At 70.8% G+C, this 26,315-nt stretch carries 28 protein-coding genes and 1 pseudogene; 15 read left to right on the top strand and 14 right to left on the bottom strand.

Annotated features, from left to right (window positions below):
- From ACYVLT_RS00005 to ACYVLT_RS00015, 3 genes are all read right to left on the bottom strand, one after another.
- A partial coding sequence (locus tag ACYVLT_RS00005) for an alpha/beta hydrolase family protein (protein WP_461117950.1) occupies positions 1–1,063 on the bottom strand: 1,063 nt, incomplete at its 3' end.
- Between the two features lie 456 nt (positions 1,064–1,519).
- A complete protein-coding gene (locus ACYVLT_RS00010) occupies positions 1,520–1,879 on the bottom strand; it encodes a tetratricopeptide repeat protein (RefSeq protein WP_461117951.1) in 360 nt (119 codons plus the stop codon).
- 253 nt (positions 1,880–2,132) lie between these two features.
- Positions 2,133–2,552: a hypothetical protein gene (locus tag ACYVLT_RS00015; protein WP_461117952.1), complete on the bottom strand. Its 420-nt coding sequence runs from the start codon at positions 2,550–2,552 to the stop codon at positions 2,133–2,135.
- Between the two features lie 314 nt (positions 2,553–2,866).
- On the opposite strand from ACYVLT_RS00015, the gene ACYVLT_RS00020 reads away from it, so the two are divergent.
- Positions 2,867–5,038, top strand: a complete 2,172-nt coding sequence (locus ACYVLT_RS00020) for a putative bifunctional diguanylate cyclase/phosphodiesterase (RefSeq protein WP_461117953.1) — start codon at positions 2,867–2,869, stop codon at positions 5,036–5,038.
- A 227-nt stretch (positions 5,039–5,265) separates the two neighbouring features.
- On the opposite strand, the gene ACYVLT_RS00025 is transcribed toward ACYVLT_RS00020, so the two are convergent.
- Positions 5,266–6,525: an MFS transporter gene (locus tag ACYVLT_RS00025; protein WP_461117954.1), complete on the bottom strand. Its 1,260-nt coding sequence runs from the start codon at positions 6,523–6,525 to the stop codon at positions 5,266–5,268.
- Between the two features lie 52 nt (positions 6,526–6,577).
- A complete protein-coding gene (locus ACYVLT_RS00030) occupies positions 6,578–6,823 on the bottom strand; it encodes a hypothetical protein (RefSeq protein WP_461117955.1) in 246 nt (81 codons plus the stop codon).
- A gap of 569 nt (positions 6,824–7,392) precedes the next feature.
- Between ACYVLT_RS00030 and ACYVLT_RS00035 the strand changes: the two genes are divergently transcribed.
- Both ACYVLT_RS00035 and ACYVLT_RS00040 read left to right on the top strand, forming a co-directional pair.
- Positions 7,393–7,866, top strand: a complete 474-nt coding sequence (locus ACYVLT_RS00035) for a cupin domain-containing protein (protein WP_461117956.1) — start codon at positions 7,393–7,395, stop codon at positions 7,864–7,866.
- 55 nt (positions 7,867–7,921) lie between these two features.
- Positions 7,922–8,092, top strand: coding sequence for a hypothetical protein (locus tag ACYVLT_RS00040; RefSeq protein WP_461117957.1), 171 nt, complete (start codon positions 7,922–7,924; stop codon positions 8,090–8,092).
- Between the two features lie 94 nt (positions 8,093–8,186).
- On the opposite strand, the gene ACYVLT_RS00045 is transcribed toward ACYVLT_RS00040, so the two are convergent.
- Positions 8,187–9,152 carry a pentapeptide repeat-containing protein gene (locus ACYVLT_RS00045; RefSeq protein WP_461118546.1) on the bottom strand — a complete coding sequence of 322 codons (966 nt, stop codon included), beginning with the start codon at positions 9,150–9,152 and terminating at the stop codon, positions 8,187–8,189.
- Positions 9,153–9,535: 383 nt separating this feature from the next.
- Between ACYVLT_RS00045 and ACYVLT_RS00050 the strand changes: the two genes are divergently transcribed.
- Entirely contained in the window at positions 9,536–10,711 is a 1,176-nt protein-coding gene (locus ACYVLT_RS00050) for a serine hydrolase domain-containing protein (protein ID WP_461117958.1), read from the top strand.
- A gap of 9 nt (positions 10,712–10,720) precedes the next feature.
- Here ACYVLT_RS00050 and ACYVLT_RS00055 read toward each other — a convergent pair.
- The 3 genes and pseudogenes from ACYVLT_RS00055 to ACYVLT_RS00065 all read right to left on the bottom strand — a co-directional run bounded on the left by ACYVLT_RS00055 (position 10,721) and on the right by ACYVLT_RS00065 (position 12,349).
- Positions 10,721–11,609, bottom strand: a pseudogene (locus ACYVLT_RS00055) (IS5 family transposase).
- A 110-nt stretch (positions 11,610–11,719) separates the two neighbouring features.
- Positions 11,720–11,896: a hypothetical protein gene (locus ACYVLT_RS00060; protein WP_461117959.1), complete on the bottom strand. Its 177-nt coding sequence runs from the start codon at positions 11,894–11,896 to the stop codon at positions 11,720–11,722.
- Between the two features lie 186 nt (positions 11,897–12,082).
- Positions 12,083–12,349, bottom strand: coding sequence for a hypothetical protein (locus ACYVLT_RS00065; RefSeq protein ID WP_461117960.1), 267 nt, complete (start codon positions 12,347–12,349; stop codon positions 12,083–12,085).
- A gap of 380 nt (positions 12,350–12,729) precedes the next feature.
- Between ACYVLT_RS00065 and ACYVLT_RS00070 the strand changes: the two genes are divergently transcribed.
- From ACYVLT_RS00070 to ACYVLT_RS00080, 3 genes are all read left to right on the top strand, one after another.
- A complete protein-coding gene (locus tag ACYVLT_RS00070) occupies positions 12,730–13,356 on the top strand; it encodes a cysteine hydrolase family protein (RefSeq protein ID WP_461117961.1) in 627 nt (208 codons plus the stop codon).
- Between the two features lie 40 nt (positions 13,357–13,396).
- Positions 13,397–14,845, top strand: coding sequence for a flavin-containing monooxygenase (locus tag ACYVLT_RS00075; protein WP_461117962.1), 1,449 nt, complete (start codon positions 13,397–13,399; stop codon positions 14,843–14,845).
- 83 nt (positions 14,846–14,928) lie between these two features.
- A complete protein-coding gene (locus tag ACYVLT_RS00080) occupies positions 14,929–15,798 on the top strand; it encodes an isocitrate lyase/PEP mutase family protein (protein ID WP_461117963.1) in 870 nt (289 codons plus the stop codon).
- A 54-nt stretch (positions 15,799–15,852) separates the two neighbouring features.
- Here ACYVLT_RS00080 and ACYVLT_RS00085 read toward each other — a convergent pair whose 3' ends face one another.
- Together ACYVLT_RS00085 and ACYVLT_RS00090 are read right to left on the bottom strand one after the other, a co-directional pair.
- Complete coding sequence (locus ACYVLT_RS00085) at positions 15,853–16,089, bottom strand: DUF6343 family protein (protein ID WP_461117964.1); 237 nt, start codon at positions 16,087–16,089, stop codon at positions 15,853–15,855.
- Positions 16,086–16,427 (bottom strand): hypothetical protein, encoded by a 342-nt coding sequence (locus tag ACYVLT_RS00090; protein ID WP_461117965.1) that lies wholly within the window; start codon positions 16,425–16,427, stop codon positions 16,086–16,088. Before ACYVLT_RS00090 ends, ACYVLT_RS00085 begins: the two co-directional genes overlap by 4 nt.
- Before the next feature lie 147 nt (positions 16,428–16,574).
- On the opposite strand from ACYVLT_RS00090, the gene ACYVLT_RS00095 reads away from it, so the two are divergent.
- From ACYVLT_RS00095 to ACYVLT_RS00110, 4 genes are read left to right on the top strand one after another with little or no spacing between them, the layout of a single operon-like run.
- Positions 16,575–17,963 (top strand): MFS transporter, encoded by a 1,389-nt coding sequence (locus tag ACYVLT_RS00095; RefSeq protein ID WP_461118547.1) that lies wholly within the window; start codon positions 16,575–16,577, stop codon positions 17,961–17,963.
- A 37-nt stretch (positions 17,964–18,000) separates the two neighbouring features.
- Entirely contained in the window at positions 18,001–19,086 is a 1,086-nt protein-coding gene (locus tag ACYVLT_RS00100) for a M20 family metallopeptidase (protein WP_461117966.1), read from the top strand.
- Positions 19,087–19,115: 29 nt separating this feature from the next.
- The gene (locus ACYVLT_RS00105) at positions 19,116–19,469 is read left to right on the top strand and encodes a metalloregulator ArsR/SmtB family transcription factor (protein ID WP_461117967.1); all 354 of its coding nucleotides are present in this window, start codon (positions 19,116–19,118) and stop codon (positions 19,467–19,469) included.
- Positions 19,466–19,963: an SRPBCC family protein gene (locus ACYVLT_RS00110; RefSeq protein ID WP_461117968.1), complete on the top strand. Its 498-nt coding sequence runs from the start codon at positions 19,466–19,468 to the stop codon at positions 19,961–19,963. Before ACYVLT_RS00105 ends, ACYVLT_RS00110 begins: the two co-directional genes overlap by 4 nt.
- Positions 19,964–19,967: 4 nt before the next feature.
- Here the strand turns inward: ACYVLT_RS00110 and ACYVLT_RS00115 are convergent, their stop codons facing one another.
- Complete coding sequence (locus ACYVLT_RS00115; RefSeq protein WP_461117969.1) at positions 19,968–20,315, bottom strand: VOC family protein; 348 nt, start codon at positions 20,313–20,315, stop codon at positions 19,968–19,970.
- A 221-nt stretch (positions 20,316–20,536) separates the two neighbouring features.
- Here ACYVLT_RS00115 and ACYVLT_RS00120 point away from each other — a divergent pair, with 221 nt between their 5' ends.
- Positions 20,537–20,908 (top strand): STAS domain-containing protein, encoded by a 372-nt coding sequence (locus ACYVLT_RS00120; protein WP_461118548.1) that lies wholly within the window; start codon positions 20,537–20,539, stop codon positions 20,906–20,908.
- Positions 20,909–20,921: 13 nt separating this feature from the next.
- Here the strand turns inward: ACYVLT_RS00120 and ACYVLT_RS00125 are convergent, their stop codons facing one another.
- Positions 20,922–21,398, bottom strand: a complete 477-nt coding sequence (locus ACYVLT_RS00125; RefSeq protein WP_461117970.1) for a DoxX family protein — start codon at positions 21,396–21,398, stop codon at positions 20,922–20,924.
- Positions 21,399–21,491: 93 nt separating this feature from the next.
- On the opposite strand from ACYVLT_RS00125, the gene ACYVLT_RS00130 reads away from it, so the two are divergent.
- Positions 21,492–22,043, top strand: coding sequence for a TetR/AcrR family transcriptional regulator (locus tag ACYVLT_RS00130; protein WP_461117971.1), 552 nt, complete (start codon positions 21,492–21,494; stop codon positions 22,041–22,043).
- A 255-nt stretch (positions 22,044–22,298) separates the two neighbouring features.
- Positions 22,299–24,455: an ATP-binding protein gene (locus ACYVLT_RS00135; protein WP_461118549.1), complete on the top strand. Its 2,157-nt coding sequence runs from the start codon at positions 22,299–22,301 to the stop codon at positions 24,453–24,455.
- Positions 24,456–25,055: 600 nt separating this feature from the next.
- Here ACYVLT_RS00135 and ACYVLT_RS00140 read toward each other — a convergent pair.
- Positions 25,056–25,763 (bottom strand): hypothetical protein, encoded by a 708-nt coding sequence (locus ACYVLT_RS00140; protein WP_461117972.1) that lies wholly within the window; start codon positions 25,761–25,763, stop codon positions 25,056–25,058.
- Between the two features lie 133 nt (positions 25,764–25,896).
- Here ACYVLT_RS00140 and ACYVLT_RS00145 point away from each other — a divergent pair, with 133 nt between their 5' ends.
- Positions 25,897–26,289 carry a GNAT family N-acetyltransferase gene (locus tag ACYVLT_RS00145; RefSeq protein WP_461117973.1) on the top strand — a complete coding sequence of 131 codons (393 nt, stop codon included), beginning with the start codon at positions 25,897–25,899 and terminating at the stop codon, positions 26,287–26,289.
- Positions 26,290–26,315: the final 26 nt, after the last annotated feature.

Below are 26,315 nucleotides of genomic sequence, written 5' to 3' on the forward strand. Positions count from 1 at the left end.
CGTAGGCCCGCTCGTGCCCGGTCGCGACCACGTCGCCCACGGGGTGCAGCGTCACCACCGGGGCCGTGCCGCGGCCGGTCGGCGAGCCGTTGCGGGTGAGCCACCGCACGGCGGGGCCGTCGGGGGCGATGCGCGGCGCGGCGGCCAGCCGGTCCAGGTCCGCCGACAGGTCCAGCCCCGCGTCCTGGTAGGCCTGCCGCGCCAGGTCCCGTTCAGCGGAACGTCGGAGCAGGTCGCGGTAGTCGACGCCGACGTTGCCGCTGGGGTTGCCGCCGGCCCGCGCCTCGATGTCGGCCCGCTTCGAGCCCCACGCCAGGGACCGCACGATGGTCTCGTCGTACTTCACCTGCTGGTCGATCTGCCCGGCAACGTCGGTCGGCCGCGCCTGCAAGGAGCGCGACCAGCCGGGCACGCTGGCGAACGCGTTGGCCAGCGCCAGGCGCGCCCGCCCCGCCGGCGTGCTCTTCGCCGCTTGCAGCACCTGCAGCGCCCTGGCCTCGTTGGCCGCCGGATCGGTCAGGCGCACCACCTCCAACTCCGGCGCGAGCAGGGTCCGCACGGTGAAGCCCAGGTCCAGCACCTGGTTGAACAAGGCGCCACCGCCGCCCACCGGCCCGCACATGGCCAGCACCCCGTCGATCCGGTGCGGGTCGTGCTCGGCCAGCAGCACGGAGGTCAGACCGCCGCCGGACTCACCCCAGGTCAGGACCCGCTGCGGTGCGCCGACGTTATCGTGGAACCAGTCCAGCAGCGCGGTCTGGTCGCGTAACGCGTCGGGCACGGAGTACCCGTGCGGGTTGGCGTACTGCGACGCGGCCAACGCGTAGCCCTCGGCGAGCAGTGGCGCCTTCGCCTGGGGCTGGTTGGTCAAGTCCACCTCCTCGGGCGTGTACCCGGACGTGTAGAAGCCGTGGTTGTAGAGCAGCACCGTGCCGTTCCAGTCGGACGGCACCTCGACGCGGTACGGTGCCCCGTCGATGACGCCGGTGTGGACGCGTACGTCCTCCGTGGGCGCGACACCGGCGAAGGCCAGCGCGGTGACAAGTGTTCCGGTGAGCAACATGGCACCGATGCTCGCGGTCGGACCGACCGCGCGGCATCCGCCGCAGAGCGCGCCCGGTGCCTACGCCCGCCGACGTAGCCGCCCCCTCCGGTGGCCGCTCGGCGGGACGTCCGACCACCGTGACGACCCGGGCATCCACCGATCGGTGGATGGTGGATCCGCCACCTCCGGCGATCGGGTCGGGCTGGCGGTGGTTGTCGGTGATCGTTTCTGCCTGGGCGCCTGCGAAGGTTCAGCGGCTCCGTCCGGATGGCGGTCTGCTGGTGTCATCGAGGTCGTCGAGCTGCTTTTGGACGCGTTGTGTGTCGGCGTTGCGGCCTTGTTCCCGGTATAGCGCCGGCGCCTCACTCCACATCTCGCGGGCCTGCGCGTGCTGTCCGAGGGCGGTGTGGGTGTGGCCCATGCTGTCGAGGGTGACCGCGACCTGATAGGCGTTCCCGAGGCTGCGGAACAGGGTCAGGGCCTGGTGGTACTGGTCGAGGCTTGGTGGTGGTCACCGGTGTGGTGGGCGATGTAGCCGAGGCTGTCGAGGGCGTGGGCCTCCCCTTCGGGGTCGTGGTGGTGTCGGTGCAGGGCGAGGGCGGCGTGGCAGTGGGTACGGGCGGTGTGGAACTCGCCCAGGCGCGCGGCGTACCAGCCCACCTGGTTGAGCGCGTCGGCTTCCCGCACCGGTTCGTCGAGGCTGCGGTAGAGATCGAGGGCGTGTCGGGCGTGGTTCAGCGCCCGTCGGTCGTCCTCCCTGCGTTCCCAGGCGGCCGCGAGCTGCCGGTAGGTGTCGAACTGCTTCCCGGAAGACAGGACTGAATTCCAGTCCAACTTCCAGGAAGCAGCTCAGGCGGTGGGTGCTGGTCAGCCACCAGCCGTGGTCAGCCGCAGTGCGAGTTGTACTGCGTCCACGAGCGGGTAGTGATGCCTCCGCCCCAGTCGATGCACCGGCCGCCATGCGTACACGGGCACGGGGCGGCCCTGCACCAGGCCGGACGGTCCGTCGACGCCTCTGAGCACTACCAACAGGTCTTCGTCGCACCCGTCATCGTCGTGCTCGGACTCTTCCTGGTCCTGCCGATCCTCATGGCGCTGTGGGTGAGCCTGTCCGACTGGAACGGCCAGGGCAGCCCGCTCGCACCGGGAGGGTGGGATGGATGGGAACAACGTTGTCGGGTATGGGGCGAGGCTGGTCCTGAGTGTCGATCCGGTGGGTGAGGACGGTGCCGGCGAGGGTGAGATTGGTGACCTGGCGGCGAAGTTCGTCGATCTCGACGTTCTGGTCGGCGATGGTCTTCTTGAGTTTGGCGATGGTCTCTCGGAGCCGTTTTACTGCTTCCGGGATCTGCTTGGTCTCGTTGCGGACGCGTTCGTAGAACTCGTTCTTCAGGTGGGCGTGGCGTTTGATGAGCGCCATGCGGTGGACGCCTGCCTCGGCGGCGAGGGCGACGACGGTGAGGCAGGCCCAAGGCGTTGCGGCGGAGTTCCCGTCCTGCCGGACCATCCATTCTCGTGCCGGGTGGGCGGTCACGTCGGTGACGGGCAGGCTCCCGAATCCGTCGGTGCCCCGCCGAGGCTTCTCCGTGGTGAGTCGTAACACGAGCGTCTTGATCGCCGCCGGTGTCGGTGGGTGCCCGCTGCGTCGATCAGTTGATCGGGAAGGGGCTCGGCACAGTCGAGGAATGTGAGTGGTGCTCCCGGTTTGTGGCCGGGTGATCGCCGTTCGGTTAGGCTCACGCGGCGGTCCGGGCCCTCCGGTCGGCGACTGGGTGGATGCGTTCTGGTTCCGGTGCACGGTCGAGGTGTTCGGGGAGGGACGTGGCACGCGGAACCGGCGCGATCGGCGCGTTGTCCGATGACGTCGCGGGAGTGCGGACAGGCCTTCGCCGAGTGCGGCGGTGGACCACGGCCTTCGCTTGGATCGGCGGTGTCGTGTTCGCCGCGCAGTTGGCGATCGCCGGCACCGCGCTCGTCGGTGGCATCACCGCGCTGGCCGTGGTGCTGGTGCTGTGCGGGTGGGTGCTGCGACCGGGCCACGACAGGTGGGGCGTCGCGGCCGAGACCGCCGTTGTCGTGACCGGAATCCTGGTGCTGCCCTTCCCGCAGCCGGTGCTCGGCTTCCTGTTCGGCGCCACCGTCCGCCGGATGCTGCTCGATGGTGACTACCGCTTCCCGGTGCGGGCTGTGTTGCCCGTGCTCGGTTATTTGCTGGGCCTTGGCGTGTCGGTGCTGGGCGGTCGGCTCGCGTTCTCCCCGGGGGTGCTCGTGCCGGCGCTGATGCCCTTGGTGGGGCTGGTCGTCGGATCGGTGGCCCTGTACGAGACCGCGCGTGCGGCGCGGTTGACCGACGCGGCCCGGCTCCGTGCCGACCGGGCGCACCGGACCGCCGAGGCCGCCGTGCACGCCAGCCCCGTGGGGCTCGTGCTGCTCGACGGAGAGGGCCGCCCGGAGCTGTTCAACGGCCGCGCCGCGGACCTGCTCGGCTGGGGTGAACCCGGCACCGTCCCGTGCCCGCACCGACCTGACATCACCGCCTGCCCGCAGGGCTGCGCCCGACCGGGTCCGGAGCCGGTGGAGCTGCGGCTCGAGCGCGCCGGCACCACGCTCACCCTGCACCCCGTCGACATCCCGGACGGGCACCGGGCCGGCGGGCTGATGGTCGCCGTCGTCGACGTCACCGCGCGGCGCCGGTGGGAGGACGTGCTCCGGGAGCGCTCCGAGCAGGATGAGCTGACCGCGCTGGCCAACCGGCGGCACTTCCTCGAACTGGTGGACCGGGCTCTCGCCGGCGGTGGCGACGTCGCACTCCTGTTGCTGGACCTGGACCAGTTCAAGGAGGTCAACGACGTCCAAGGGCACCAGGCAGGCGATCTGCGGCTGGTCGAGGCGGCTCGACGCCTGCGGACCGCGACCGGCGGGCACGACATCGTCGCGCGCCTGGGCGGGGACGAGTTCGCCGTGCTGACCTCGCCCGGTGACGACGGTGTCCGCCTGGCTCGCCACGTGCTCGCCGCACTGGCCGAGCCGGAGGCCGCGGGCGACGGCACGACCATCCGCGCGAGCATCGGCGTCGCCGTGCCCGGCCGCGCCGGCACCGGCCGCACCTCGCAGGACCTGCTGCGTGACGCGGACGTGGCGATGTACGTGGCCAAGCGCGAGGGCGGGGGCAAGGTCCAGCTGTTCCGGCGCGAGATGGGCGAGGACGTCGCGGCGCGCCAACGAGACAAGGCCGCTCTCACCTCGGCGCTGGCCGGCGACGAGCTGGTCGTGCACTACCAGCCGATCATCGACGTGGCCTCGGCGCGGACCACCCACGCCGAGGCGCTGGTGCGGTGGCAGCACCCCGGGCGCGGCCTGCTCGGGCCCGACCGGTTCATCGGGTTGGCCGAGGAGACCGGGCTCATCGTGCCGCTGGGCGGGCACGTGCTCCGTACCGCATGTGAGCAGGCTGTGCGCTGGCGCGACCGCGGACACCGGCTCGGCGTGACCGTCAACGTCTCACCCGGCCAGCTGAGCGGCAACCGGTTCCCCCACGAGGTCGGAGAGCTGCTGTCGGCCACCGGTCTGGAACCGGAGCGGCTCACCGTCGAGGTCACCGAGTCGGTCTGGGCCGACGAGAACGCCATGCGACTGCTGATGGCCGTGCGGGAACTGGGCGTGCGCGTGGCGCTGGACGACTTCGGCACCGGCTACTCGTCGCTGAGCTACCTGCGCCGCTACCCGTTCGACCTGGTCAAGATCGACAAGTCGTTCACCGACGGCCTGGGCGAGGACGATCGGACCGGGGGCGTCGTGCGGTGCATCATCGACCTCGCCACCGCGTTGGGAGCCCGCACGGTCGCCGAGGGGGTCGAGACAGCGAAGCAGGCGCACTGGCTGCGCGACGCCGGCTGCGACTACCTGCAGGGCTACCTGTTCGGCAGACCCGGACCGGTCGAGGACTGGCACCCCGACCTGCTCACCGGCGCCCCCTCCCTTCCACGCATCTGAAAACGAGTCCCGTCGCGCGCGATTCTTCCGACGAGGTCAGGTCGAGGGCGAGCTCGCCGACCTCGCCGACCTCGCCGTGCACGCGCAGCATCGGCGCAGAGTGCGTCTCGTGGTCAAACTTGCCGCCACCCATGGTGAGCAGGTCGCTTCACGGCCTCGGCCTCGATTGCGGGCCAGATGCGGGAGAAGGCGCATCGGAGTCGCCGTCGTGGCGGCTCGGCACGAGGTCATCGTGCCGGCTCCGGCGCGTCCTCGACCCGTGACGGGTCCGCCTCGGGGGAGTGCGCGTGCCTTGTCGTCCGCACCTGCCGGGACAGCAGTACCGCGACCGTCGACAACACCACGATCACCGATGCCACCCACAGGGTGGTGTCGACTCCGAACACGTCGGCCGCCGGGCCGGCCGCGATGTAGCCCAAGGGTGCCAAGCCGACACCGAGCAGGATGTCGTAGGAGAACACCCGGCTGAGTTTTTCCAGGGGGATCTGCTCCTGCACGACCGTGGTGAAGCTGACTTCGAAGATCTCCATGCCGACACCGGCGATGACCGCGCCGGCCACCACAACAGGCACCGGAGCACCCGCGGCGAAGGCGGCGAACGGAGCGATCTTCGTCAGCGTCGCCAGGGAGGACGCCACCAGCGGACGCGAGAACCTGCGCCACGTGGCGATCAGCGCACCGATGATGAGACCCGCACCGAGTCCGGCCATCACGAAACCCCAGGTCACCGGGCCGTCGAATTTCCGGTCGGCGACCACGGGGCCGATGATCTGGAAGCCGCCGACCCAGATGAGGTTCACCAGTGAGTACTGCACGACGATGGCCCACAGCCAGGTACGTGACCAGAACTCCGACCAGCCGTCGCGCAGGTCTCTGACGAACGAGTCCGTCGACATCGTGGTCCGTGGGATGCGCATGAACGCGAAGACGACCGCGGCGACGGCGAACGTGGCCGCGTCCCAGGCGATGATCCACGAGGGTCCGACCCAGGCGATCATCGCGCCGCCGATGGCCGGACCAGCGACCTGCACGATGTTCAGAGCGAGCCTGATCAACGCGTTGGCTTCTCGGAGTTGGTGCTGGGGGACGGTCTGCGGCAGCAGTCCCTGGGATGCGGGCAGGAAGAACGCCACCGCGCAACCGTTGAGCGCCGAGATCGCGCAGATCTGCCACAGCGGCGATCCGCCGGACGCCAGGACCAACGCCATCAAGAGTTGGCCGCAGGCGGAGACGATGTTCGCCGAGACGACGATCGTGATCCTGGAGAAGCGGTCGGCCAGAACGCCCCCCAGTACGAGGAACAACACCTGGGGAATGATGTACGACCCGAGGACCAGCCCGAGGTCCGTACCGGAACCCCCTGATTGGATGACGGCAAACGCCAACGCGATGGGCGCGACGCTGGAGCCCAGGGCGTTGACAACGCGCCCCAGGAAAAGCATGCGGAACTTCCGCTCCTTCAGGGGTGCCGTACTCCGTTTGGCCATGTCAGGGGTTCCATGTCTGTATGAGTCAACGGGTCGACCGAGCGGGTGGCTGTCAGCGCGTTATCGATTTCTTGTAGATCGAGACATGCATGCCGGATTCCGAGTCGAATTCTTCGCCGCGCCACCCCGCCGTTCTCTTTTCGAGGGTCAGGCCGGCGAGCCGGGCCATGAGGTCGATTTCCGCGGGCCAGGCGTACCTGATTTCCACCGGGAGCATCTCGACGCGGCCGTTGTCGATGAGGATGTCCTGGAAGCGGACGATCTGCCGGTCGGGCCAGTTGCGGGAGATGGTGATCATCGCCGCTCGGTCGTACGTTCTTCCTTCCCTGACGATCGTTCACGTCAGCCATCCCGTCCTGTGCTGCCGTGGTTGCCGGCCGTGTGGCCCGTGCCTGATCTGGCCGCCCCTCCCTCCGCTCGCGACCGATCGATTTCCGGTGAAGATGAAGATCCGTGGCCTCGGGAGGCAGTCGGTGTGCGACATGCCGTCGCGGCCGACGACCTGCCGCTCGTCTCGCCGATGCTGACCGTCCTCGGCGATCCGCCCTGGATCAGACCAGACTGTGATCTACCAGCTGTACTGGACCTAGGTGCCGCCCTATAGCGGTGGGGTCGGTGACGCTAGCCGTGAGCGGACATCCGGCGCGGCGAGCGGCTGTCGGGGAAAGCGCGCGCGGGGGAGCAGGCAGGCCGCCAGGGCGCTTCTCACGCCTACCACGGGCACAGCCGATGATCTCCCCCCGACGGCATCGGCGTTGGTCGCCCAGGGTGAATTGCAGGTGGAAATTCCGCCTCCCGCCCCTGGCCCGCGTGCCGTTTCAGGAGGACAGTGGGAACCATCCGCGTCCTCTGTGGAGGGAGCATCGAATGGCTAAGACAGTCGTGCGCGAGCAGGGTGAGGGTGACGCCTACTGGGTGCTGGGCGGGCTTTACGAGGTCAGGGTCGCCGGTGACGAGACCAACGGCGAAATGACGATCATGGAGATGACGGTTCCGGCCGGCATGGGCCCACCGCCGCACACCCACCCGGGTGCCGAGGCCCTTCGCGTCCTTGAAGGAAGGGTGCGCGCATACATCAACGACGAGACCGTCGAGGGAGGACCGGGAGCCTTCTTCTACTTCCCGGCAGGCACACTGGAGACCTACGAGCCCGTGACGGACACCGTGCGGATCCTGACCACTTACCTGCCGGGCGGCATGGACCGGTTCTTCGCCGAGATCGGCGAACCGGCGCGGACGAGAGAGGTCCCACCGCCGCCGGACTCACCGCCGGACCTGGAACGGATCGCGGCGGTCGGCGAACGTTACGGCATGCAGTTTCGGCTCCCACCCCAGCGCTGAGGACCGACCGCCGGCCGCTAGCTTGAGTCTCGACCTTCGAGCGTCGGGCACCACGATGAACCTCACCGACTCGTCGGGTCGGCAGGTGGCGTCGTCGGCCAAGCCGTCCACGTCGAACGTGTGGGGTTGTGACAGCGCCCTGCGCGCGCCGAACGACCAGGTCGTCGGGCCGATCGCGCGGACGCTGTGCACCGCGCCGCAACCCCGACCCGGCAGTTCGTCCTGACCGCTGCGGGCTACCTGGTGAACCCGCGGGGAACAGGTGCGTGGACATCCGTCGTCAGTGCTCGCCCCGCGGCAGGTCGGCCACTGCATGAGAGTTATCGCGCGGTGTCCACTGCGTCCAGGGGAAGACCTCGAGCAGCGGTGAAGTTGGCTCCGAGCGTCACCGCGCCGCCGAGATCGGCCCCGAAGAGGTCGGCGCCGTCGAGCCGCGCGTCGCGCAGGTCCGTCATCGACAGATTTGCACGTGCGAGGTAGGCGCCGCTGAGCGTGATGTTCCGGAGGTTGCCGCCCTGCAGGTTCACGTTGGCCAGGTGGGCTCCGCTCAGGTCGACGTCGCTGAGGTTCGCGCCATACAGGTAGGCACCGGCCAGGTCGATGGACTGGGTCCGCCAGAAGTTCTCGATGTCCGAGGGGCGTCGGTGGCGGGCAAGGATGCGGTGGGCGGTGATCCGGACCTGACGCTCCTGCGCCCGCACGGTGGCCGTGTTGTCGAAGCGCTCGCGTTCGTCCGGCGCCGCGTCGTCGGGTAAGGCGGTGGGAGCGGGCGGGTAAGGCATGCGGAGGTAGGCGCAGAGGACGTTGAGGACGATCTCGCGTTGCTCCGCCTCGACCTGGCCCAGGCGCTGGAGAGCGTAGAGCCCGGCCAGACGTACCGCGGCGTCGGCGGACCCGAGCTGGTCGGCTGCCTTGGTGTAGAGCTCGGTGATGCGACGTTGCCTCGCATCGTTCTCGGTAATCTCGGCGACACGCTCCTGATGCCTGTGCTCGAGGTCTTTCTGTCGCAGTCCGATCTCTATGGAGCGTTGCCGCCGCCAGGCGAGGTAGAGGGCGAGCACCCCTCCGCCTCCGAGGCCCATGCTCAACCCGATCTTCACGGCATCGAACCTCGCGGTGATCAACTCGTGTCCCGTCAGGCCACTGGTGCCGGCCCACCAGAGTGCAACCACGGCAACGACTGTCGCCGTGGCTACGCTCGAAGCCAATAACGCCATCCACTTACCCGACAGCACTGCCGGCAGGTCCTGGCCGGACCGTGCGGCAGGCGAGCCGCTCGAGTTCATCACAGATGGATCATCGCTACGGCCGTGGGAAACGCTTCATCTTGATCAGTCCCTCGTCGAACGGCGGTATCGCGGTTGCAGCTATCGGGGAAGCGAACGTCGGCAACCGGCCGCTCGTTGAGTGAGGGCGCATACCCGACCTTCAGGTTGAGGTGCTCCTCAGTGAGCCTCTCCGCGTAACGGTGGTTACCGTACGTAGGTGCCAGCCCTACCACCGGCCGCGAGTTCACGGGTTCGCGCACACGGTTTCGCGGATCCCGCACGCTTGGCCCCACCACGGGCACGCGGATTCGGCCGTGCGAACCACGCGGGGGCGCGCGTCCCTCGGCCGGTTGTGTCGTAAGGCGGTAGCTCTCGCTGGGCCCGTCGGGCAGGCTGAGGCCATGGGGATGAGGCGGGCTGGTGTCGTTGTCGGGTTGGTGGCGGCGCTGGCCGCCGGGCTGGTGCCCGGAGCGCAGGCGAGTCCCGGCTCGCCCGTGCGCGACGCGCTCGGCCAGGTGGTGGCGAGCGGAGTGCCCGGTGCCTACGCGGCCGTCGTCGACGAGGGCGACACCTGGCGTGGTTCGGCGGGAGTCGGTGACCTGCGCACCGGGCAGGCGCCCGACGCGCGTGGCCGGATCCGCGTCGCCAGCGTGACCAAGACGTTCGTCGCCACCGTGGTGCTCCAACTCGTCGGCGAGGGCAGGCTCGGGCTCGACGACCCGGTGGCCGACCACCTACCCGGCCTGCTGCCCTACGCCGAGCCGATCACCGTCCGCCAGCTGCTGGGACACACCAGCGGCGTGCCTCGTGACATCGCGCACTGGCAGACCCTCGAAGAGGTCGACACGAAGCGGTGGGAGACCTTCACACCGCCCCAGCTGGTGCGCCTGGCCACCGACGGCCGGCCGTTGCTGTTCCCGCCGGGCACCGGCTTCTCGTACTCCAACGTCGGCTACACGGTCCTCGGCATGCTGGTCGAACGCGTCACCGGCCGTTCACTGGCCGGCGAGCTGGAGCGGCGCGTCTTCCGGCCGCTGCACCTGTGGGACACCTCGTTCCCCACCTACCAGCCGTTCGTCGTGAACCCGGTGGCGCGCGGCTACGAACGCCTCTACGGCGAGACCGCCCCGCTGACCGACGTCACCACCTACGTGTGGTCGCGGCTGTGGGCGTCCGGCAACCTCATCAGCTCCCCCGACGACCTGAACCGGTTCTTCCACGCGCTGCTCGTCGGCCACCTGCTGCCCGACGACCTGCTCGCGCAGATGAAGGATGCCCGCCCCCGGTCGATCGGCCCGTTCGGCTACGGCCTCGGCCTCATGCGCTGGCCAAGTCCCTGCGGCGGTGAAGACTGGTGGGGCCACGGTGGCGACCTACCCGGCTACAACACATGGAGCCTGCACACCACCGACCTGACCCGCCAGGTGTCCGCCGGCATGAACCAGGACAGCACCGCCCCAGCCGCCGCGCACGAGAACATGCTCCTCACGGTGGTCCCGACCGCCCTGTGCGAAGAGGTCCCGATGTCCACGACGACCGCCGCCGACATCCCCTACCTCGGCCCGACGCTGCCCTAGGGCCTGTCCTCAAAGCCAGATGAGCAGGGTGGCGAGGTCGATCACGGCCCGGTAGGACAGGGCGGTTTTGTCGAAGCGGGTGGCTATGGCGCGGAACTGCTTGAGCCGGTTGAAGCAGCGTTCGACCACGTTGCGGCGTTTGTAGGCGGTGCGGTCGAAGGCCGGTGGACGTCCGCCTGCCCGGCCTTTGCGTTTGCGGTTGGTCTGCTGGTCACGGCGTTCCGGGATCGTGGTCGGGATGCCACGTTTGCGCAGGTGGGCGCGGATGGCCTTGGTCGAGTAGCCCTTGTCCGCGATCACGCGCGTGGGTCGGGTCGCCGGGCGGCCCGGACCCGGTCGCCGGAACTCGACGCCGGCCATGACGGTGGTGAACCGGGTGCAGTCGTTGACGTTGCCGGCGGTCAGCACGACCGACAACGGTCGGCCGTGGCCGTCGCAGGCCAGGTGGATCTTGGTCGTGGGTCCACCGCGGGAGCGGCCGATGGCATGATCACCTGGCTCGCTGTGCCCGCCGCACGATCCGTCCGCCCCCTGTGTGGGAGCCGGTCGTGCCCGTGCGGCGGGCGCCGGCGGCGTGCTGATGGGCGCGCACGATGCTGGAATCCACCGAGACCTCGCGGTCCAACTCGTCGATCGCCTCGGCCACCACCCGTACCTTCCCGACCAGCGTGGTCAGGGTGCCGTTGCGCGACCAGCGCCAGAACCGGTTGTAGACCGTCTTCCACGGCCCGTACCGTTCCGGCAGGTCCCGCCATGCGACACCCGTCTTGGCCTTGAACAGCATCCCGTTGATCACCCGACGGTCGTCCACCCGCGGACGACCTTTCGCGCCCGAGGCGGGCAGCAACGGCGCGATCGCCTGCCACTGCTCGTCGGTCAACTCGTGCCTGCGAATCACGACCCAAGATCAAAGCAGATCACCCGCACCCACTTTGAGGACAGGCCCTAGCGGCTCAGTCGCGCCACCAGGCGGTCCGAATCCAGTTCGCCGCCAGACGATCACCGCCATCACCAGGCCGATCCCCAGGTCTCGGCTGGAGGACTGGCGTGACCAGATGGCCAGCACGCCAGGCCGAGGTTGGCAATCGCTTCGCGCATGAACTCGAATCCGTCGGCCACGTCGCGCGAGGTCGGCGTGTCGGCCAGGTCGAGGCCGGGCGCATACGGCGAGCACATCTCACTCACCTTGATAAATTCAGTGTGGACGAAGGTTAATTAAATGCGCATCAGCTCGCACCGCCAGTATTCCAACCACTGCAACAGCCTCCAAGAAAGCCTGCCGACAGCCGTCCGGCATCGGTGACTGCGCCGACGATGGGGGAGCGCCGGCACAGGACACGGGCAGCCGTAATCACCCCTGCCGACCACACCTCACGCATGGTCTGAGCGGACGGGTGCCAACGTGACCGAACAGCGGACGGACGCCCTGAACCGTCGGCGGACCGATCTCGACACCCGCACCTCGGCGGTCTCCCGAACCAACGTCAGGAACCCGACCACATCCTTGACGTCCACCTCGTCGAGGCGACGCGAACCTTGGACGGCGACGAATCGTCCCAGATAGCCACGATGCCCGGCCCTGGACGCTTCCGGGATCGCCTCGACCACGGTCGGCACCAACTGCTCGAACGTGGGCACCGTGGGCGCGGCCAGACCTCCAGCAGGTCCTGTGGTGTCAACCGCAGGCGCTCCAGCACCTCCGGACCGTGGATCACCGGTGCTGACAGCGACGGCACCGCCGCCAGCAGCACCTTCTCGCCCGCCCCTTGAACCCGGTCTCGGCGTCGGATCGGGGCTGGAATCGCGATCATGGTGTGCTTGGTCAACGCAGGCCCGCCGAACGGATCGCGACGGGCCACCGGTGCGCCGCCTACGTGCAGCACCCGGATCGACACCGGCACGTGGGTGGGGCGGCGCGGGGGCGTGGGTTGGTGGGAGTGAACCCGTACGCCGCATTGCGGGGGTGGGCGTGGGGCCGTTGAATCGGGTTCGCGACCGCCGAACAACAGGAGTTACCGATGACCGAGCTGGTGCTTGATCCGAAGACGACCGCAGTGGTGCTGATCGAGTACCAGAACGACTTCACCAGTGAGGGCGGCGTGTTGCACGGTGCCGTCAGCGAGGTGATGGGCAATACGGGCATGTTGCCCAAGACCGTGGCGCTGGTGGAGGCGGCACGTGCGGCGGGGGTGGTGGTGATGCACGCGCCGATCACGTTCGCCGAGGGGTACCACGAGATCTCCGCTCACCCGTACGGCATCCTCAAGGGCGTGGTGGACGGCAAGGCGTTCGTCAAGGGTAGTTGGGGTGCGGCGATCGTGGACGACCTCGCGCCCCGTGAGGGCGACATCGTGGTCGAGGGCAAGCGCGGGCTGGACACGTTCGCCAGCACGAACCTCGACTTCATCCTGCGCAGCAAGGGCATCACGACGATCGTGCTCGGCGGGTTCCTGACGAACTGCTGCGTCGAGTCGACCATGCGCTCCGGCTACGAGAACGGCTACAAGGTCGTCACGCTGACCGACTGCGTCGCCGCCACCTCGCAGGAGGAGCACGACAACGCGTTGCGCTTCGACTTCCCGATGTTCTCGCTGCCGGTCTCCGCGGACGACGTCATCGAGGCGCTGTCGGTGACCCGGGACTAGGGTTTGCGACCGGCGCCGATCACCGGGGGGAGTGGCGGTTGTGAGAGCGTGCGTCGTCGGAGCGGGACCGGCGGGGATCGTGACGGCCAAGGTGTTGGTGGAGAACGGTTTCGACGTCACGGTCCTCGACAAGTACGAGCGGGTGGGTGGGGTCTGGTCGCCGGGCGGCTGTTACGACGGCCTGGCCAACCAGTCCGCGCGCCGCCTGTTCGAGTTCGCCGACCTGGCCAACCGGCTGCACTTCGCCAGCGCGGCGGACAGCCACCGCTACCTGGAGGACTACGCCGAGGCGTTCGGTGTGCTCGCGTGCCTCCGACCGGGCACCGAGGTGACCTCGATCCGGCCGGTGCCCGGGCCCGGGCGGGTGGGCGCCTCGGGCTGGTCGGTCGAGTCCCGGCCCACCGGGGACGAGGGCGCGCCGGTCCGCCGGGAGACGTTCGACCACGTCGTCGTCGCCAGCGGCGCGCACCACCACGTCCACCTGCCCGACCTGCCGGGCCGTGAGTCGTTCGGCGGCACCGTGCTGCACTCCAACGACGTGCGGTCCGGCACGTTCACCGGCAAGCGCGTGGTCGTCGTGGGCGGCGGCAAGTCCGCGTTGGACCTGGCGACGCGGGCGGCGGGGGAGGCGGCCTCGGCCACGTTGGTGCAGCGCAAGGTCAACTGGATGATCCCCGAACGGCTCCTGCTCGGCACGGTCGGTTACAAGTGGATCCTGTTCACCCGGCTCGGCGAGGCGCTGCTGCCCCGCTACCACGACCCGTCCTGCGTCCGCCCGGTCGACCGCCTCGACGAGCGGGTCAAGCGGGCCCTGTGGTGGGTCATCACCCGCGACATGCTGGTCTCCGCGGGGTTCCACCGGCTGCCGAGGCGGCTGCGCCCGGCTCGGCCGCTGCCGTGGCACCTGGCCCACGCGGGGGTGATGCCACGCGGTTACGTGCGTGCCGTCCGCGAGGGCCGGCTCGCCGCCGAGGTGGGCGCGGTGCAGGAGTTCACCGAGGACGGGGTGCGCCTGGCGAACGGTCGGGACGTGGCGGCCGATGTGGTCGTGCTCGCCACCGGTCACCGCCGGGTCTTCCCGTTCCTCGACCTGCCGGTGCACGACGACGCCGGTCGGCTGCGGCTCTACCGGGGCATCGTGCCGCCGGGTGTCGACCGGTTGGGGTTCGTCGGGTTCCGCCAGGTCTTCAACAACATCATGGGCGTGGAGCTCAGCGCGCACTGGCTGGTCCGCCACTTCCTCGGGACGCTGCGCGCCACCCCGGACGAGCAGGGGATGCGGGACGCCGTCGACGCCCGCCTGGCCTGGCAGGAGCAGGTGCTCCCGGGCACCGGCGGCTACGACTTCGGCCCCTACGACATCCACTGCGCGGACGAGCTGATGCACGACATGGGCCTGCCGTCGCGCCGCGCGGGCAACGTGCTGGCCGAGTACCTCCTCCCGGGTGGAGTCGCCCACCGCTACCGGGGCCTGACGAGGTCGGGCTGAGCGCGGGCGCTGCGGCCCGGGTGAGTGGATCTCATCCTTCCGATATCTCGACCGCGTTCGGCACGGCCGCCTACGTTCGTCCCATGGCTTATGGCAAGGCACTGCGCGAGGCTGTCGCGGCACCCGGGACGACGCCGCTGATCGGTGTGTTCGACATGCTGTCGGCGTCGATCGCGGCCCGGCACTACGACGGGCTGTTCGTCTCCGGCTTCGGTTTCTCCGCCTCGCACTACGGCCTGCCCGACGTCGGTTTCATCGCCTGGCCCGACGTGGTCGGGTTCGTGCAGCGGCTGCGGCTGGCGCTGCCCCGGCAGCACCTGCTGGTCGACATCGACGACGGGTACACCGACCCCGAGGTGGCCTGCCAGGTCGTTCGTGCGCTGGAGCAGGTCGGCGCGTCCGGCGTGATGCTGGAGGACCAGCAGCGGCCACGCCGGTGCGGGCACGTCGGTGGCAAGCGGGTGCTGCCGCTGGAGCAGTACCTGGAGAAGCTGGACCTCGTGCTGGGGACCAGGACCGACCTGGTCGTCGTGGCGCGGACCGACGCCACCGACGAGGACGAGATGCTGCGGCGGGCCGCCGCGTTCGCCGAGACCGACGCCGACGTGGTGCTGGTCGAGGGCATGCCGTCGGTCGACGTGATCCGGCGGGTCCGGCAGGTGGTGGGGGACAAGCCGCTGCTGTTCAACCAGATCGCGGGCGGCCGGTCGCCGAAGCTGTCGCTGCGCGAGCTGACGGAGCTGGGTGTCGACGCGGCGATCTACAGCACGCCGTGCCTGTTCGCCGCCCACGCGGCCATCGAGGACGCGATGGTCCGGCTGAAGGAGGGTGACGGCGTGTTGCCGGAGGACTCGATCGGGGTCGCCGAGTCGCAGGCCCTGCTCGAACGGAACATCAGCCGCCACCACGACGTGCCCGCTCCGCGCGCGTCCCAGCCGGCCATGACGCGCTGACGGAGCCGGGTCAGGACGGGGACAGGTCGGGATCGGGTCGGAGACGGGTGGGGGTCAGCCGGGGTCGCCGCGCCGTTTGCGGTGCACGACCCAGCCGAAGTCGACGACCAGGCCGACCGCGAGCGCCGCGAGCAGCACCGCCAACCACGTCAGCCCCGCCCGCACGCACAGCACCGCGGCCACGCCGTTGAAGACGATGCCGAACCCGGCGAGCCACAGGCGCAGGGTCAGCGCGCTGCGTGGCGGTGCCGGTGGCGGCAGGTCGTCGTCCGGGTGACCGGAGCCGGTCACGTCCGCCACTCCTCCTGCCAGCCGTGGGGGGTGTCGTAGGCGGCGGCGAGCAGTTCGAGCACCGACCGGTCGAGCCCGCTCTCGACCTCCTTGCGCAGCCACCGCGCCTTCTCCGCGAACGGCACCGGCGCGCGCTCGTCCTGGGCCTGCGCCTCGTGGGGCACGAGCAGCAGCTCCCGGCCGTCGTCGGACCGCAGGATCCGCAGCCGGCCGCGGCGCTCGGCCTCGTCGAGCAACGGCAGCTCTTCCCTGGCGAGCCGCTCCTCGTCCTCGGCGAGCCGGTCCAGCACGAACCGGCGCAGATCCTCATCCGACAGTCCGTTCGCCTCCACGTCCATGGCCAAGGGGTAACCACTCCCACCCCGACCACACGTCGTGGGCGTGCGGTCGATCGCGCCGCCGGGTAGGAATGGGTGGTGACCAGCGCCTACGAGCCGGACCCCCGACGGTGGAAGGCGTTCACGGTCACGCTCGTGGCCGGGTTCATGAGCCTGCTCGACGTGAGCATCGTGTCCGTGGCGCTGCCGTCCATCCAGCACGGACTCGGCACCACACCGGCCGGTGCGCAGTGGGTCGTCTCGGGGTACGCGCTGGCGTTCGGCCTCGCCCTGGTGCCCGCCGGGCGGCTCGGTGACGCGATCGGGCGACGGACCATGTTCCTGGTCGCACTGGGCGGGTTCGTGCTGTTCAGCGCGTTGGCCGGGCTCGCGCCGACGACCGAGGTGCTGATCGTGGCACGCCTGGCGCAGGGCATCTCGGCCGGTGCGTTGGCGCCGCAGAACTCGGCGCTGATCCAGCAGCTGTTCCGGGGTGCGGAACGCGGTCGGGCGTTCGGGGTCTTCGGCTCCACGGTCGGCGTCTCCACCGCGATCGGGCCGGTGATCGGCGGCGTCATCCTGGCCGTGGCCGGCGGGGACGATGGCTGGCGGTGGATCTTCTACGTCAACGTGCCCATCGGCGTGGTCGCGCTGGTGCTGGCGGCCCGCCTGCTGCCCCGCGCCCGCGGTGGCCCGCGCGGGCACCTCGACCTCGTCGGCGCGGCCCTGCTCGGCACCGGTGTGCTGGCCGTGATGCTGCCGCTGGTGCTGGCCGAGGCGGGCGGGCTGGCGCGGCTGTGGTGGCTGTTCGGGCTCGGTGCGGCGTTGCTGGTGGTGTTCGTGGGGTGGGAACGGCAGGTCGCCGCGCGTGGCCGCAGTCCGATGCTGGACATCGCCCTGTTCACCGGCACGCCCGGTTACGGCACGGGTGCGTTGCTCGGGATGGTGTACTTCGTCGGGTTCGCCGGCATCTGGCTGGTGTTCGCGCTGTTCTTCCAGAACGGGCTCGGCTACTCGCCGCTGGAGTCCGGGCTGGCGGTGACGCCGTTCGCGGTGGGTTCGGCGGCGTCCGCGGTCGCCGGCGGGCGGATGGTCGAGAAGTGGGGCCGCAAGCTGACAGTCACCGGGTTGAGCATGGTGGTGGTGGGACTCGCGGTGACCGCGCTGGTGCTGCTGGTGGCGCCGCCGCACGTGGCCGGGTGGGCGGTCGCGCCCGCGTTGCTGCTGGCGGGCGTCGGCGGCGGGTGGGTGATCTCGCCAAACACCACGTTGACCCTGCGGTACGTGCCGGTCTCGATGGCGGGCGCGGCCGGTGGGGCGTTGCAGACCGGGCAGCGCATCGGGTCGGCGATCGGCACGGCGGCGCTGACCGGCGTCTTCTACACGGTGCTGGCCGCGTCCGGGCGGAACTTCCCGGTGGCGGTGGCGGTCGCCGTGGGCGGTGCGACGGTGGCGGTGGCGGCGGCCCTGGTGGTGGCGATCGTGGAAGTGCGCGCCCGGCCGCGTTGTCCGTCCGCTGTGGACGGTCTGCCGGAGGCGATCCCGGACGCGCCGTGAGCTGTGCCGACCGGCGCGGTGCGGGCACGATGGCGGGATGGACCTGCTGCCGCTGACCGAGCAGCTGCTCGGCATCCGCTCCACCGCCGACCGGCCGGACGACCTGCGCCGGGCGTTGGACTTCGTGCTGGACGTCGTGGGCCCGGGTTTCACCGTGGAGCGGTTCGAGGCGGCCGGCAAGCCGAGCGCGCTCGTCTACCGGGGTGAACGCCGCCCGCACTTCCGGGTGATCTTCAACGCTCACCTGGACGTGGTGCCGGGCGCGGACGAGCAGTTCCGGCCCCGGCGGGACGGCGATCGGCTCATCGCCCGCGGCGCGCAGGACATGAAGCTGTCCGCGCTGGTGCTGGCCTCGGTGTTCCGGGACACGGCCGCCCGACTTCCTTACCCGATCGGGTTGCAACTCGTGACCGACGAGGAGGTGGGCGGGCGCCACGGCACGCTGCACCAGTTGGAGCAGGGCGTGACGGCGTCGTTCGTGGTGATCGGGGAACACAGCGCGCTGCGCGTGGTGGCCGAGTCGAAAGGGCTGATCACCGTGCGGTTGCACGCCGTGGGACGGGCCGCGCACAGCGCGTACCAGTGGCTCGGCGACAACGCGCTGCTCAAGGTGATGCGGGCGGTGGACGGCGTCCTGGCCGCGTACCCGGTGGCGGCGGGGGAGGAGTGGCGGACCACGGTGAACGTCGCGCGGATCTCGTCCGGGAACCAGGCACTCAACCAGGTGCCCGCGGACGCGACCGCGTGGCTGGACGTCCGGTTCCCGCCGGAGGACGCCGACTTCGTCGGCCGCACGCCGCAGGAGGTCGCCGCCCACTTCACCGCCCTGTGCCCGCCCGGCGTCACGGCCGCCGTCGACCACGTCGAGCCACCGCACCGGGCCGACCCGGACGGCCCGGACCTGCGGGTGCTGCGGCGCGCGGCGCGTGCCGAGGGCTACTCGGGCGACCTGTTGCGCAAGCACGGCGCGGCCGACGCCCGGTTCTACTTCCAGCGGGGGATCGACGCGGTGATCTTCGGTGTGGGCGGGGACGGGCAGCACGGTCCGGACGAGTACGCGGACCTGACCACGGTGGAGCCCTACCGGCGGGCGTTGACCGCGTTCCTGGAGGGCATTGCCTAACGCGTAACCCAGTGGTTACGCTTCCGGGTGTGGACGAGGTGGCCGGCGCGATCGCCGACCCGGTGCGGCGGGAGATCCTGGAGATGCTGCGTGGGGACGCGCGGCTGTCGGCCGGGCAGATCGCCGAGCGGTTCGCGATCAGCCGTCCGGCGGTGAGCCGACACCTGCGGGTGTTGCGCGAGAGCGGGCTGGTGCGCGACGAACTGGTGGGCAGGCAGCGGTTCTACGTGCTCGACGCGTCCCGGTTGACGCCGCTGGCGCGCTGGCTCGCGGGCTTCGACCGGCCCTCGGGTTGGGCGCACCACCTCGACGCGCTGGAAACCGAGGTCCACCGCACCCGGCGGGAACGCCGTACCGACGAACCGAAGGAGAACACCGCATGACCCCCACCCCCACCGGCCGCCTGTTCCGCACCGAGGCGGGCAGCGACCTGGTGCTCACCCGGACGTTCCGCGCGCTCGCCGACGACGTGTGGGCGAGCCTGACCGAGCCGGAGCGCACCGCCCGGTGGTTCGGCCCGTGGGAAGGTGAGGGCGCGCCGGGCCGCACGGTGAAGGTGCAGTTGGTCTTCGAGGAGCAGGAACCGTGGGCGGAGGTCCGCATCGATGCCTGCGACCCGCCCCGGCGGCTGGCGCTGTCGATGGTGGACGAGGCGGGCACCTGGCGGCTGGAACTGCTGTTGTCCGAAGTGGACGGCGTGACCGAGCTGCGCCTGGTGCACCACCTCTCGACCGAGGAGGGCATGGGCGAGGTCGGGCCCGGGTGGGAGTACTACCTGGACATGCTGGTCGCCTCCCGCGCCGGCGCGCCGCTGCCTGCCTTCGACGACTACTACCCGTCGCAGAAGCCCTACTTCGAGGCCTTGGCCGTCGGCTGACCGGTCAACCCCGGCCGGTGTTCACCACGCAGAACAGGTTGCCCTCGGTGTCGGCGAGGACGACGAACGCGGCGTCCGGCGGGTAGTCCCACGGAACGCGTTCCGCGCCGAGGGACACCAGCCGTTCGACCTCCGCGGCCAACTCGGCCTCGTCGGCGACGTGCAGGTCCAGGTGCGTCCGATCGGACTCGTCCAGCGTGATGGCGGTGCCGGCGCCGTGCTTGGGCACCAGGACCGGGCTGTCGTCACCGATCGGACCGCCGTGCAACTCGTAGCCGAGGGCTCCGGTCCAGAACTCCGCCGCCCGGTGGAGGTCGGTGACTTTGAGGACCACGCTGCCGATGTGCGCCATCGGCCCATTGTCGACCATGTGGCGGCGGCCGTGCGGCCGGTGGCGGCGTTCTCGCGCGTGACGGCTTCGGCGCGCCGACCGGCACGGCGCTGATCTGCGGGTTTTACCGGGAGGGAGTACGGTCGAACAGCGCAGCGGGTTGAGCCAGCAGCCACTGCCTTCTTCGACCCCCGAGGAGGCTGCGGGCCGTGAGGACAGAACCGTTCGTTCACCCGTTCAGGGTGGAGCGCCAAGTGCACGGATACGCCGTGGTGGTGCGCGTCGCCGGCGAGGTGGACGCGTTGACCGTCCGCGAGCTCAAGCACGAGATCGCCGTGGGACTGGCGCTGGCCACCCCTCCCGCCCCGGTGGTGGTGGACCTCAGCGACGTCGAGTTTTTCGCCGCCGCGGGCCTGAACGAGATCTACCGCGGCCTCGTGGCGGCCAAGGCGGCGGGCGTGCAACTGCGCGTGGTGGCCGGCCGTCGCCACGTCCTGCGGCCGTTCCGGATCAGCGGGCTGGACCGCGAGATCCCGCCGTGCTCGACGTTGGCGGAAGCCCTGGTCGTGCACGCCCCGAAGGGCGCGCGGCGCTTCGCCCTGCCCGCCACCTGACCCGGGCCGTTCCTCACACTCGCACGTGGGTGCGCGCCTGCCTGCGCAGGCGCAGGTAGTGGACCAGGACGGTCACGGTGGCCGTCAGGAAGACCACCTGCATCAACGTGCGCGGGAGCAGGGCGTCTCCGAACGACGGGGAGATGCCCTCCGCCGCGGCGTGGACGTTCGCTGGGAACATGCCGACCAGCATCGCGGTCAACCCGGCCGCGGCCCACGGCGCGGTCGGTCGCCACAGCACGCCCGCGGCACCGGCGAGTTCGAGCACGCCGGTCACGGTGACCACCAGGTCGGGCGCGGGCACCGCCGGCGGCACCATCGCGATCAGCTGCTCGCGCATGCCGATGAAGTGGGCCAGGCCGGTCGCGGTGAACATCGCCGCCACCCCGCCCTGCACGGCGAACGGCCAGGCCGGGACGCGGGTGACGCCGAGGGCGCGCAGGCCCGCCAGAACGAGCGTGACGAGCACGAGGATGACGAGCGGGGCCACGGCGGACTCCTCCGGGATCGCGAACTTTACATTGGCAAGATTGCCTCGCGCCCGTGATGTTGTCAATGACTAGATCGCGGTTAGGCTGTGCCCGTGACAGCCGAACGCCCGTACCACCACGGCGGCCTGCGCCGCGCCGTCCTGGACGCCGCCGTCGAGGCGATCACCGAGCACGGTGTCGGTGGCCTCGGTCTGCGCGACTTGGCCCGACGGGTCGGGGTGTCGCATGCCGGACCCGTGCACCACTTCAAGGACAAGGCGGGGTTGCTGACCGCGCTCGCGACCGAGGGCTTCACGCTCTTGGCGGAGGACCTGGAGGCGACCGAGGCGGCGGGCGGCGACTTCGTCGAGGTCGGCACGGCCTACGTGCGCTTCGCGATCGAGCACCGCGCCCACTTCGAGGTGATGTTCCGCCCCGACCTGTACCACGCGGACGACCCGGCGGTGACGCTCGCCCGTGACCGCGCGGGGGCGGTCCTGGCGGGCGGTGTCGCGGACCGGTCGGACCCCAGCCTCGCCTCGGCCGCCGCTTGGTCGATCGTGCACGGCTTCGCGACGCTCTGGAACGCCGGTGCTCTGACGCGTCCGGGGCAGGATCCCGTGGAACTGGGGCGTGCCGTCGCGGGCTACCTGACGCGGACTTAGCCGAACCTGCCCGTTCCCGCTGGCCGCTGCTCCGGCGGCGTGGTTCGGGGCGGGTCGGTGCGGTCGGGTGAACTCCGGCGATGCCGGTCCGTGTGACGGTGGGGCGGTGGAACGCTGGGGTCGCCCAGCCGTGGACCTGATCAGCGAGGTGTCGTGGTGTTGTCCGAGCCGGAACAGCCCGACGACCCTGCCTCCGAGCCCGCCGGCGCGGGCGGTCCCGGTGTGCGCAACACGGCGTCCGGTGTCGTGGGTGGGATGGTGCAGGCCGGTGTCGTGCACGGTGGGGTGCATCTGCACGCGGCACCGCTTCCGCCCACGCCGGTGGTGCCGCGTCAGCTGCCCGCCGCGCCCCGGTTGGTCGCGGGGCGGGTGGCCGAGCTGGCCGGGTTGGACCTTGCCCTGACCGACGCCGTACCGGGCGGACCGGACACGGCCGTGCGGGGACAGGCCTGCGCCGACCTGTCGTTCGAGGGCGCGACGGCGATGGTCTCGGCGATCGGTGGGGCCGGGGGAATGGGCAAGACCTGGCTCGCGCTCGCCTGGGCGCACCGCCACCTGCCCCGGTTCCCCGACGGACAGCTGTTCGTGGACCTGCACGGGTTCAGCCCTGCGGGAGAGCCGATAGACCCCGCCGTGGCGGTACGCGGATTCCTCGACGCCCTGGGGGTGGAACCCGGCCGGATCCCGGCGGACTTGGACGCGCAGGCCGCCCTGTACCGGAGCCTGGTCGCGGGCAGGCGAATGCTGATCGTGCTGGACAACGCCGCCACGAGCGAGCAGGTCGTCCCCTTGCTGCCGGGCAGCCCGACCTGCACCGTCCTGATCACCGGCCGCCACCGGCTCGCCTCCCTGATCGACCGGCACGGCGTCCGCCACCTGCCCCTGGGCGTCCTCACCCGTGCCGAGGCCTGCGTCCTGCTGACCGCACGCCTGGGCGCGGACCGCGCCGCCGCCGAGCCCGACGCCGTCGACGAACTGGTCGACCTGTGCGGGAACTACCCACTGGCCCTGTCGATCACCGCCCGCAACGCCGCCACCCGTCCCGGGATCGCCCTGGCCGAGATCGCCGCCGAACTGCGCGAACTGGGCCTGGAGGTGCTCGACCACGACACCGACCCCGCCGCGAGCCTGCCCGCCGTGCTGTCCTGGTCCCTGCGCCGGCTCACCGACGAACAGCGCACCGCGTTCGGACTGCTGGGTATCGCCCCCGGCCCCGACACCACCCTGCCCGCCGTCGTCTCCCTCACCGACCTGCCCCGAGTCCGCGCACGCAGGGCGCTGGCGGCGCTGGAGGAGGCGTCCCTGGTCGAACGGCGACCGGGCGGCCGGTACGCGATGCACGACCTGGTCCGCGCCTACGCCGCCACCACCGCCCACGACCTACCCGACGACGTGCGGGAGACGGCCCTGGCACGGGTGATGGACTTCCACCTGCACACCGCCCACGCCGCCGACCGCCTCCTGGAACCTCACCGCCAACGCCTGCGACCCGACCCGCCCGCGCCCGGCGCCCACCCGCACCCGCTGCCCGACACCGCGGCTGCGACGGCCTGGCTGGAGGCCGAGCACCCCACCCTCCTGGCCACCCAGCGTGCTGCGGTCGCCCTTGGCCGCCACCACGTTGTATGGCACCTCGCCGAGGCGCTGAACACCTTCCACACCCGGCGTGGGCATCGACATGACGGGCTCGCCTCGTGGCGGGCGGCGCTGGACGCCGCCGCCCACCTGCCCGACCCCGCCACCCGCAGCCGTGCCCACCGGTTCCTCGGCAACGCCTACTCGCTGCTAGGCCTGCACGAGGAGGCCACCGGGCACTTGGACCGTGCCCTCGAACTGGCCGTGGCCCACCGCGACCCCACCGAACAGGCCCACACCCACCAGGTGCTCGCGTTCGTTTGGGCACGACGAGGGGATGATCGTCGGGCCTTGGACCACGCCGGACACGCCCTCGACCTCCACCGCATCCTCGACCACCCCGTGCGCGAGGCCGACGCGCTCAACGCGGTGGGTTGGTACGCCGCCCGCCTGGGCGACTTGGACACCGCCCACGACCACTGCCACGCCGCCCTCACCCTGCACCGACGCCACCATAACGCGGCGGGCGAGGCGGATGCCCTGGACAGTCTCGGCCTCATCGCCCACCAGACCGGCGACCACCGCCTGGCCGTCGACCACTACGTCCAAGCCCTCACCCTGTACCGCACCCTCGGCAACACCTATCAGGTAGCGGATGCCCTCGACAGCGTGGGCCATCCGCATGTTTCTCTCGGACAACCCCAGCAGGCCCGGGCGGTCTGGCAGGAGGCGATGGAGCTGTACCGGGAGCAAGGGCGCGACACCGACGCTCAGCGCGTCCAGTGGCGGCTCGACAATCTCGACAACCTCACCGCCACAGACCTGGACAGCGCCTGAGCCCATCGACTCGGCGCAAGGTGCCAGCCCAGGGTGCTGACGTAGGCCAGTGCGCTGCGCGCGGGCGAGGTGGCGAGGGCGAGCAGGGCGGCTCGGCGGTTTGGTTCGGGGCCGCCGAAGGCTGGTCGTACGCCGTCGGCTCCTGGCGTGTCCAGTGGTGGCTCGGCGACCTTGGCGACGTTACCGCTGCGGACCTGCGCAGCGGCTGGGCTCGCCGGTTCGGTGGGTGTTGGCACGGGGTTAGCACAGGCTGACGTAGGGCAGTGCGTTGCGCGCGGGCGTGGTGGCGAGGGTGGAGGACCGATCTGTGGTTCGGTCGGGGGCCGCCGAGTGCCCGTCGCAGGCCGTCGGCGCCTGGCGTGCGCAGTGGTGGGTCAGCATCCTTGGCGACGTTGCTGGCGCCGACCTGGACAGTGCCTGAGCTCGCTGCCGGTGGGAGCGGTCTGCGGGCTGTGGTCCGGCTTGGGGCCGCCGAGTGCCGGTGGTACGCCGTCGGAGCCTGGTGCGTCCAGTGGTGGGTCGGCAACGTTGGCGGCGTTGCCGGTGCCGAGTTGGGTAGCGGCTGGGCTTGTTGGGTTGGTGGGAGGTGTTGGTGTGGGGTTAGCCCAGGGTGCTGACGTAGGCCAGGGCGCCGAGGGCGGGGGTGGTGGCGAGGGTGAGGAGGATCGATTTGCGGGTTGGTTTGGGGCCGCCGAGCGCCAGGCGTACGCCGCTGGGGAGGAAGGCTGCGCACAGGCCGACAACGGCGATGACAGATGTGACCTCGGTGCCCTTCAGGACGCCCAGCGGCAGCAGGCACATGGAGGCTAGGGCCAGGGAGCGGAATAAGCCCAGTGCGCGGCTGCGGTAGGCGGCGAAGGCCAGCATCGGCCAGCCGAACAGGATGGTGAACGACAGGAAGCTGAACAGGTGGACGTCCTGGTAGGACTGTCCGACCAGTAACGTCGCGGCCTCCGCGCCCTGCCGGCGTACGAGGCCGTGGGCGGCTTGGTCGATGCCCGCGTGGAAGGTGCGTTCGAACAGGCCCACCAGCACGAGTGCCGCGCCCCAGGTCGCCAGGACGGGGCGCGTACGGCCGATTTGGTGGGCTAGCGCGACAACGGCGGGTGCGAGAAGCACGGTCCCGGCCATGACGGCGGTGTGCGCGGCGGTCATCAGGCCCGGTTGCTCGGCGACGGCGGCCAACTGCTGTGGGAAGAAGTAGTGGAACGGCCACCGCAGCAGCGTGCCGACGAGAAGCAGGACCGGGCCGAGGATCATCGCGCCGGCGGCGACCCAGCGACCGGGGAACGTGTAGTGGCTTGTCATGGGGCTAAAGGTGCCGGAGGGCGCCGGGGGTGCGGATCGGTCCGAGGTCCGGACTTGGTGATCAGACCAGGGTCGGATCCGCGGAGCCGGAATTCGCGGGCCTCCGCAATACCCGCCTCCGTACGCTGGCTCGATGATCGAATACGAGTGGCGCGGCCGGTTCGACAACCCCGAGGTCAACGGCCTGCACGCGGAGGAGTTCGACCACCGGCCACTGGACGACGACTGGTGGGGGCAGGTCACCCGGCACAGCCTCGGCTGGGTCACCGCACGCCGCGACGGTCACCTGATCGGGTTCGTCAACGTGGCCTGGGACGGCGCGATCCACGCGTTCGTCCTCGACACCCTCGTCACCGCACCCGAACGGCGGCACGGCGTCGGACGTCACCTCGTCGCCACGGCAGTGGACGGCGCCCGAGCCGCCGGGTGCGAGTGGCTCCACGTCGACTTCGACGACCACCTCAAGCCGTTCTACTTCGACAGCTGCGGGTTCCAGCCCACAAACGCGGGCCTCATCGCACTCTGATCGGAGGCCGCGGCGTGTAGGTCGCC

The sequence above is a fragment of the Saccharothrix stipae genome (assembly GCF_054781895.1).

What these genes read in the sequence shown, in the direction of transcription:
- ACYVLT_RS00025 (WP_461117954.1), bottom strand. Translation starts at nt 6,525, where the DNA reads ATGGCCAAACGGAGTACGGCACCCCTGAAGGAGCGGAAGTTCCGCATG.
- ACYVLT_RS00045 (WP_461118546.1), bottom strand. Translation starts at nt 9,152, where the DNA reads ATGAACTCGAGCGGCTCGCCTGCCGCACGGTCCGGCCAGGACCTGCCG.
- ACYVLT_RS00100 (WP_461117966.1), top strand. Translation starts at nt 18,001, where the DNA reads ATGGACCTGCTGCCGCTGACCGAGCAGCTGCTCGGCATCCGCTCCACC.
- ACYVLT_RS00050 (WP_461117958.1), top strand. Translation starts at nt 9,536, where the DNA reads ATGGGGATGAGGCGGGCTGGTGTCGTTGTCGGGTTGGTGGCGGCGCTG.
- ACYVLT_RS00115 (WP_461117969.1), bottom strand. Translation starts at nt 20,315, where the DNA reads ATGGCGCACATCGGCAGCGTGGTCCTCAAAGTCACCGACCTCCACCGG.
- ACYVLT_RS00030 (WP_461117955.1), bottom strand. Translation starts at nt 6,823, where the DNA reads ATGATCACCATCTCCCGCAACTGGCCCGACCGGCAGATCGTCCGCTTC.
- ACYVLT_RS00090 (WP_461117965.1), bottom strand. Translation starts at nt 16,427, where the DNA reads ATGGACGTGGAGGCGAACGGACTGTCGGATGAGGATCTGCGCCGGTTC.
- ACYVLT_RS00110 (WP_461117968.1), top strand. Translation starts at nt 19,466, where the DNA reads ATGACCCCCACCCCCACCGGCCGCCTGTTCCGCACCGAGGCGGGCAGC.
- ACYVLT_RS00145 (WP_461117973.1), top strand. Translation starts at nt 25,897, where the DNA reads ATGATCGAATACGAGTGGCGCGGCCGGTTCGACAACCCCGAGGTCAAC.
- ACYVLT_RS00040 (WP_461117957.1), top strand. Translation starts at nt 7,922, where the DNA reads ATGAACCTCACCGACTCGTCGGGTCGGCAGGTGGCGTCGTCGGCCAAG.
- ACYVLT_RS00015 (WP_461117952.1), bottom strand. Translation starts at nt 2,552, where the DNA reads ATGGTCCGGCAGGACGGGAACTCCGCCGCAACGCCTTGGGCCTGCCTC.
- ACYVLT_RS00080 (WP_461117963.1), top strand. Translation starts at nt 14,929, where the DNA reads ATGGCTTATGGCAAGGCACTGCGCGAGGCTGTCGCGGCACCCGGGACG.
- ACYVLT_RS00140 (WP_461117972.1), bottom strand. Translation starts at nt 25,763, where the DNA reads ATGACAAGCCACTACACGTTCCCCGGTCGCTGGGTCGCCGCCGGCGCG.
- ACYVLT_RS00070 (WP_461117961.1), top strand. Translation starts at nt 12,730, where the DNA reads ATGACCGAGCTGGTGCTTGATCCGAAGACGACCGCAGTGGTGCTGATC.
- ACYVLT_RS00135 (WP_461118549.1), top strand. Translation starts at nt 22,299, where the DNA reads ATGGTGCAGGCCGGTGTCGTGCACGGTGGGGTGCATCTGCACGCGGCA.
- ACYVLT_RS00095 (WP_461118547.1), top strand. Translation starts at nt 16,575, where the DNA reads ATGAGCCTGCTCGACGTGAGCATCGTGTCCGTGGCGCTGCCGTCCATC.
- ACYVLT_RS00035 (WP_461117956.1), top strand. Translation starts at nt 7,393, where the DNA reads ATGGCTAAGACAGTCGTGCGCGAGCAGGGTGAGGGTGACGCCTACTGG.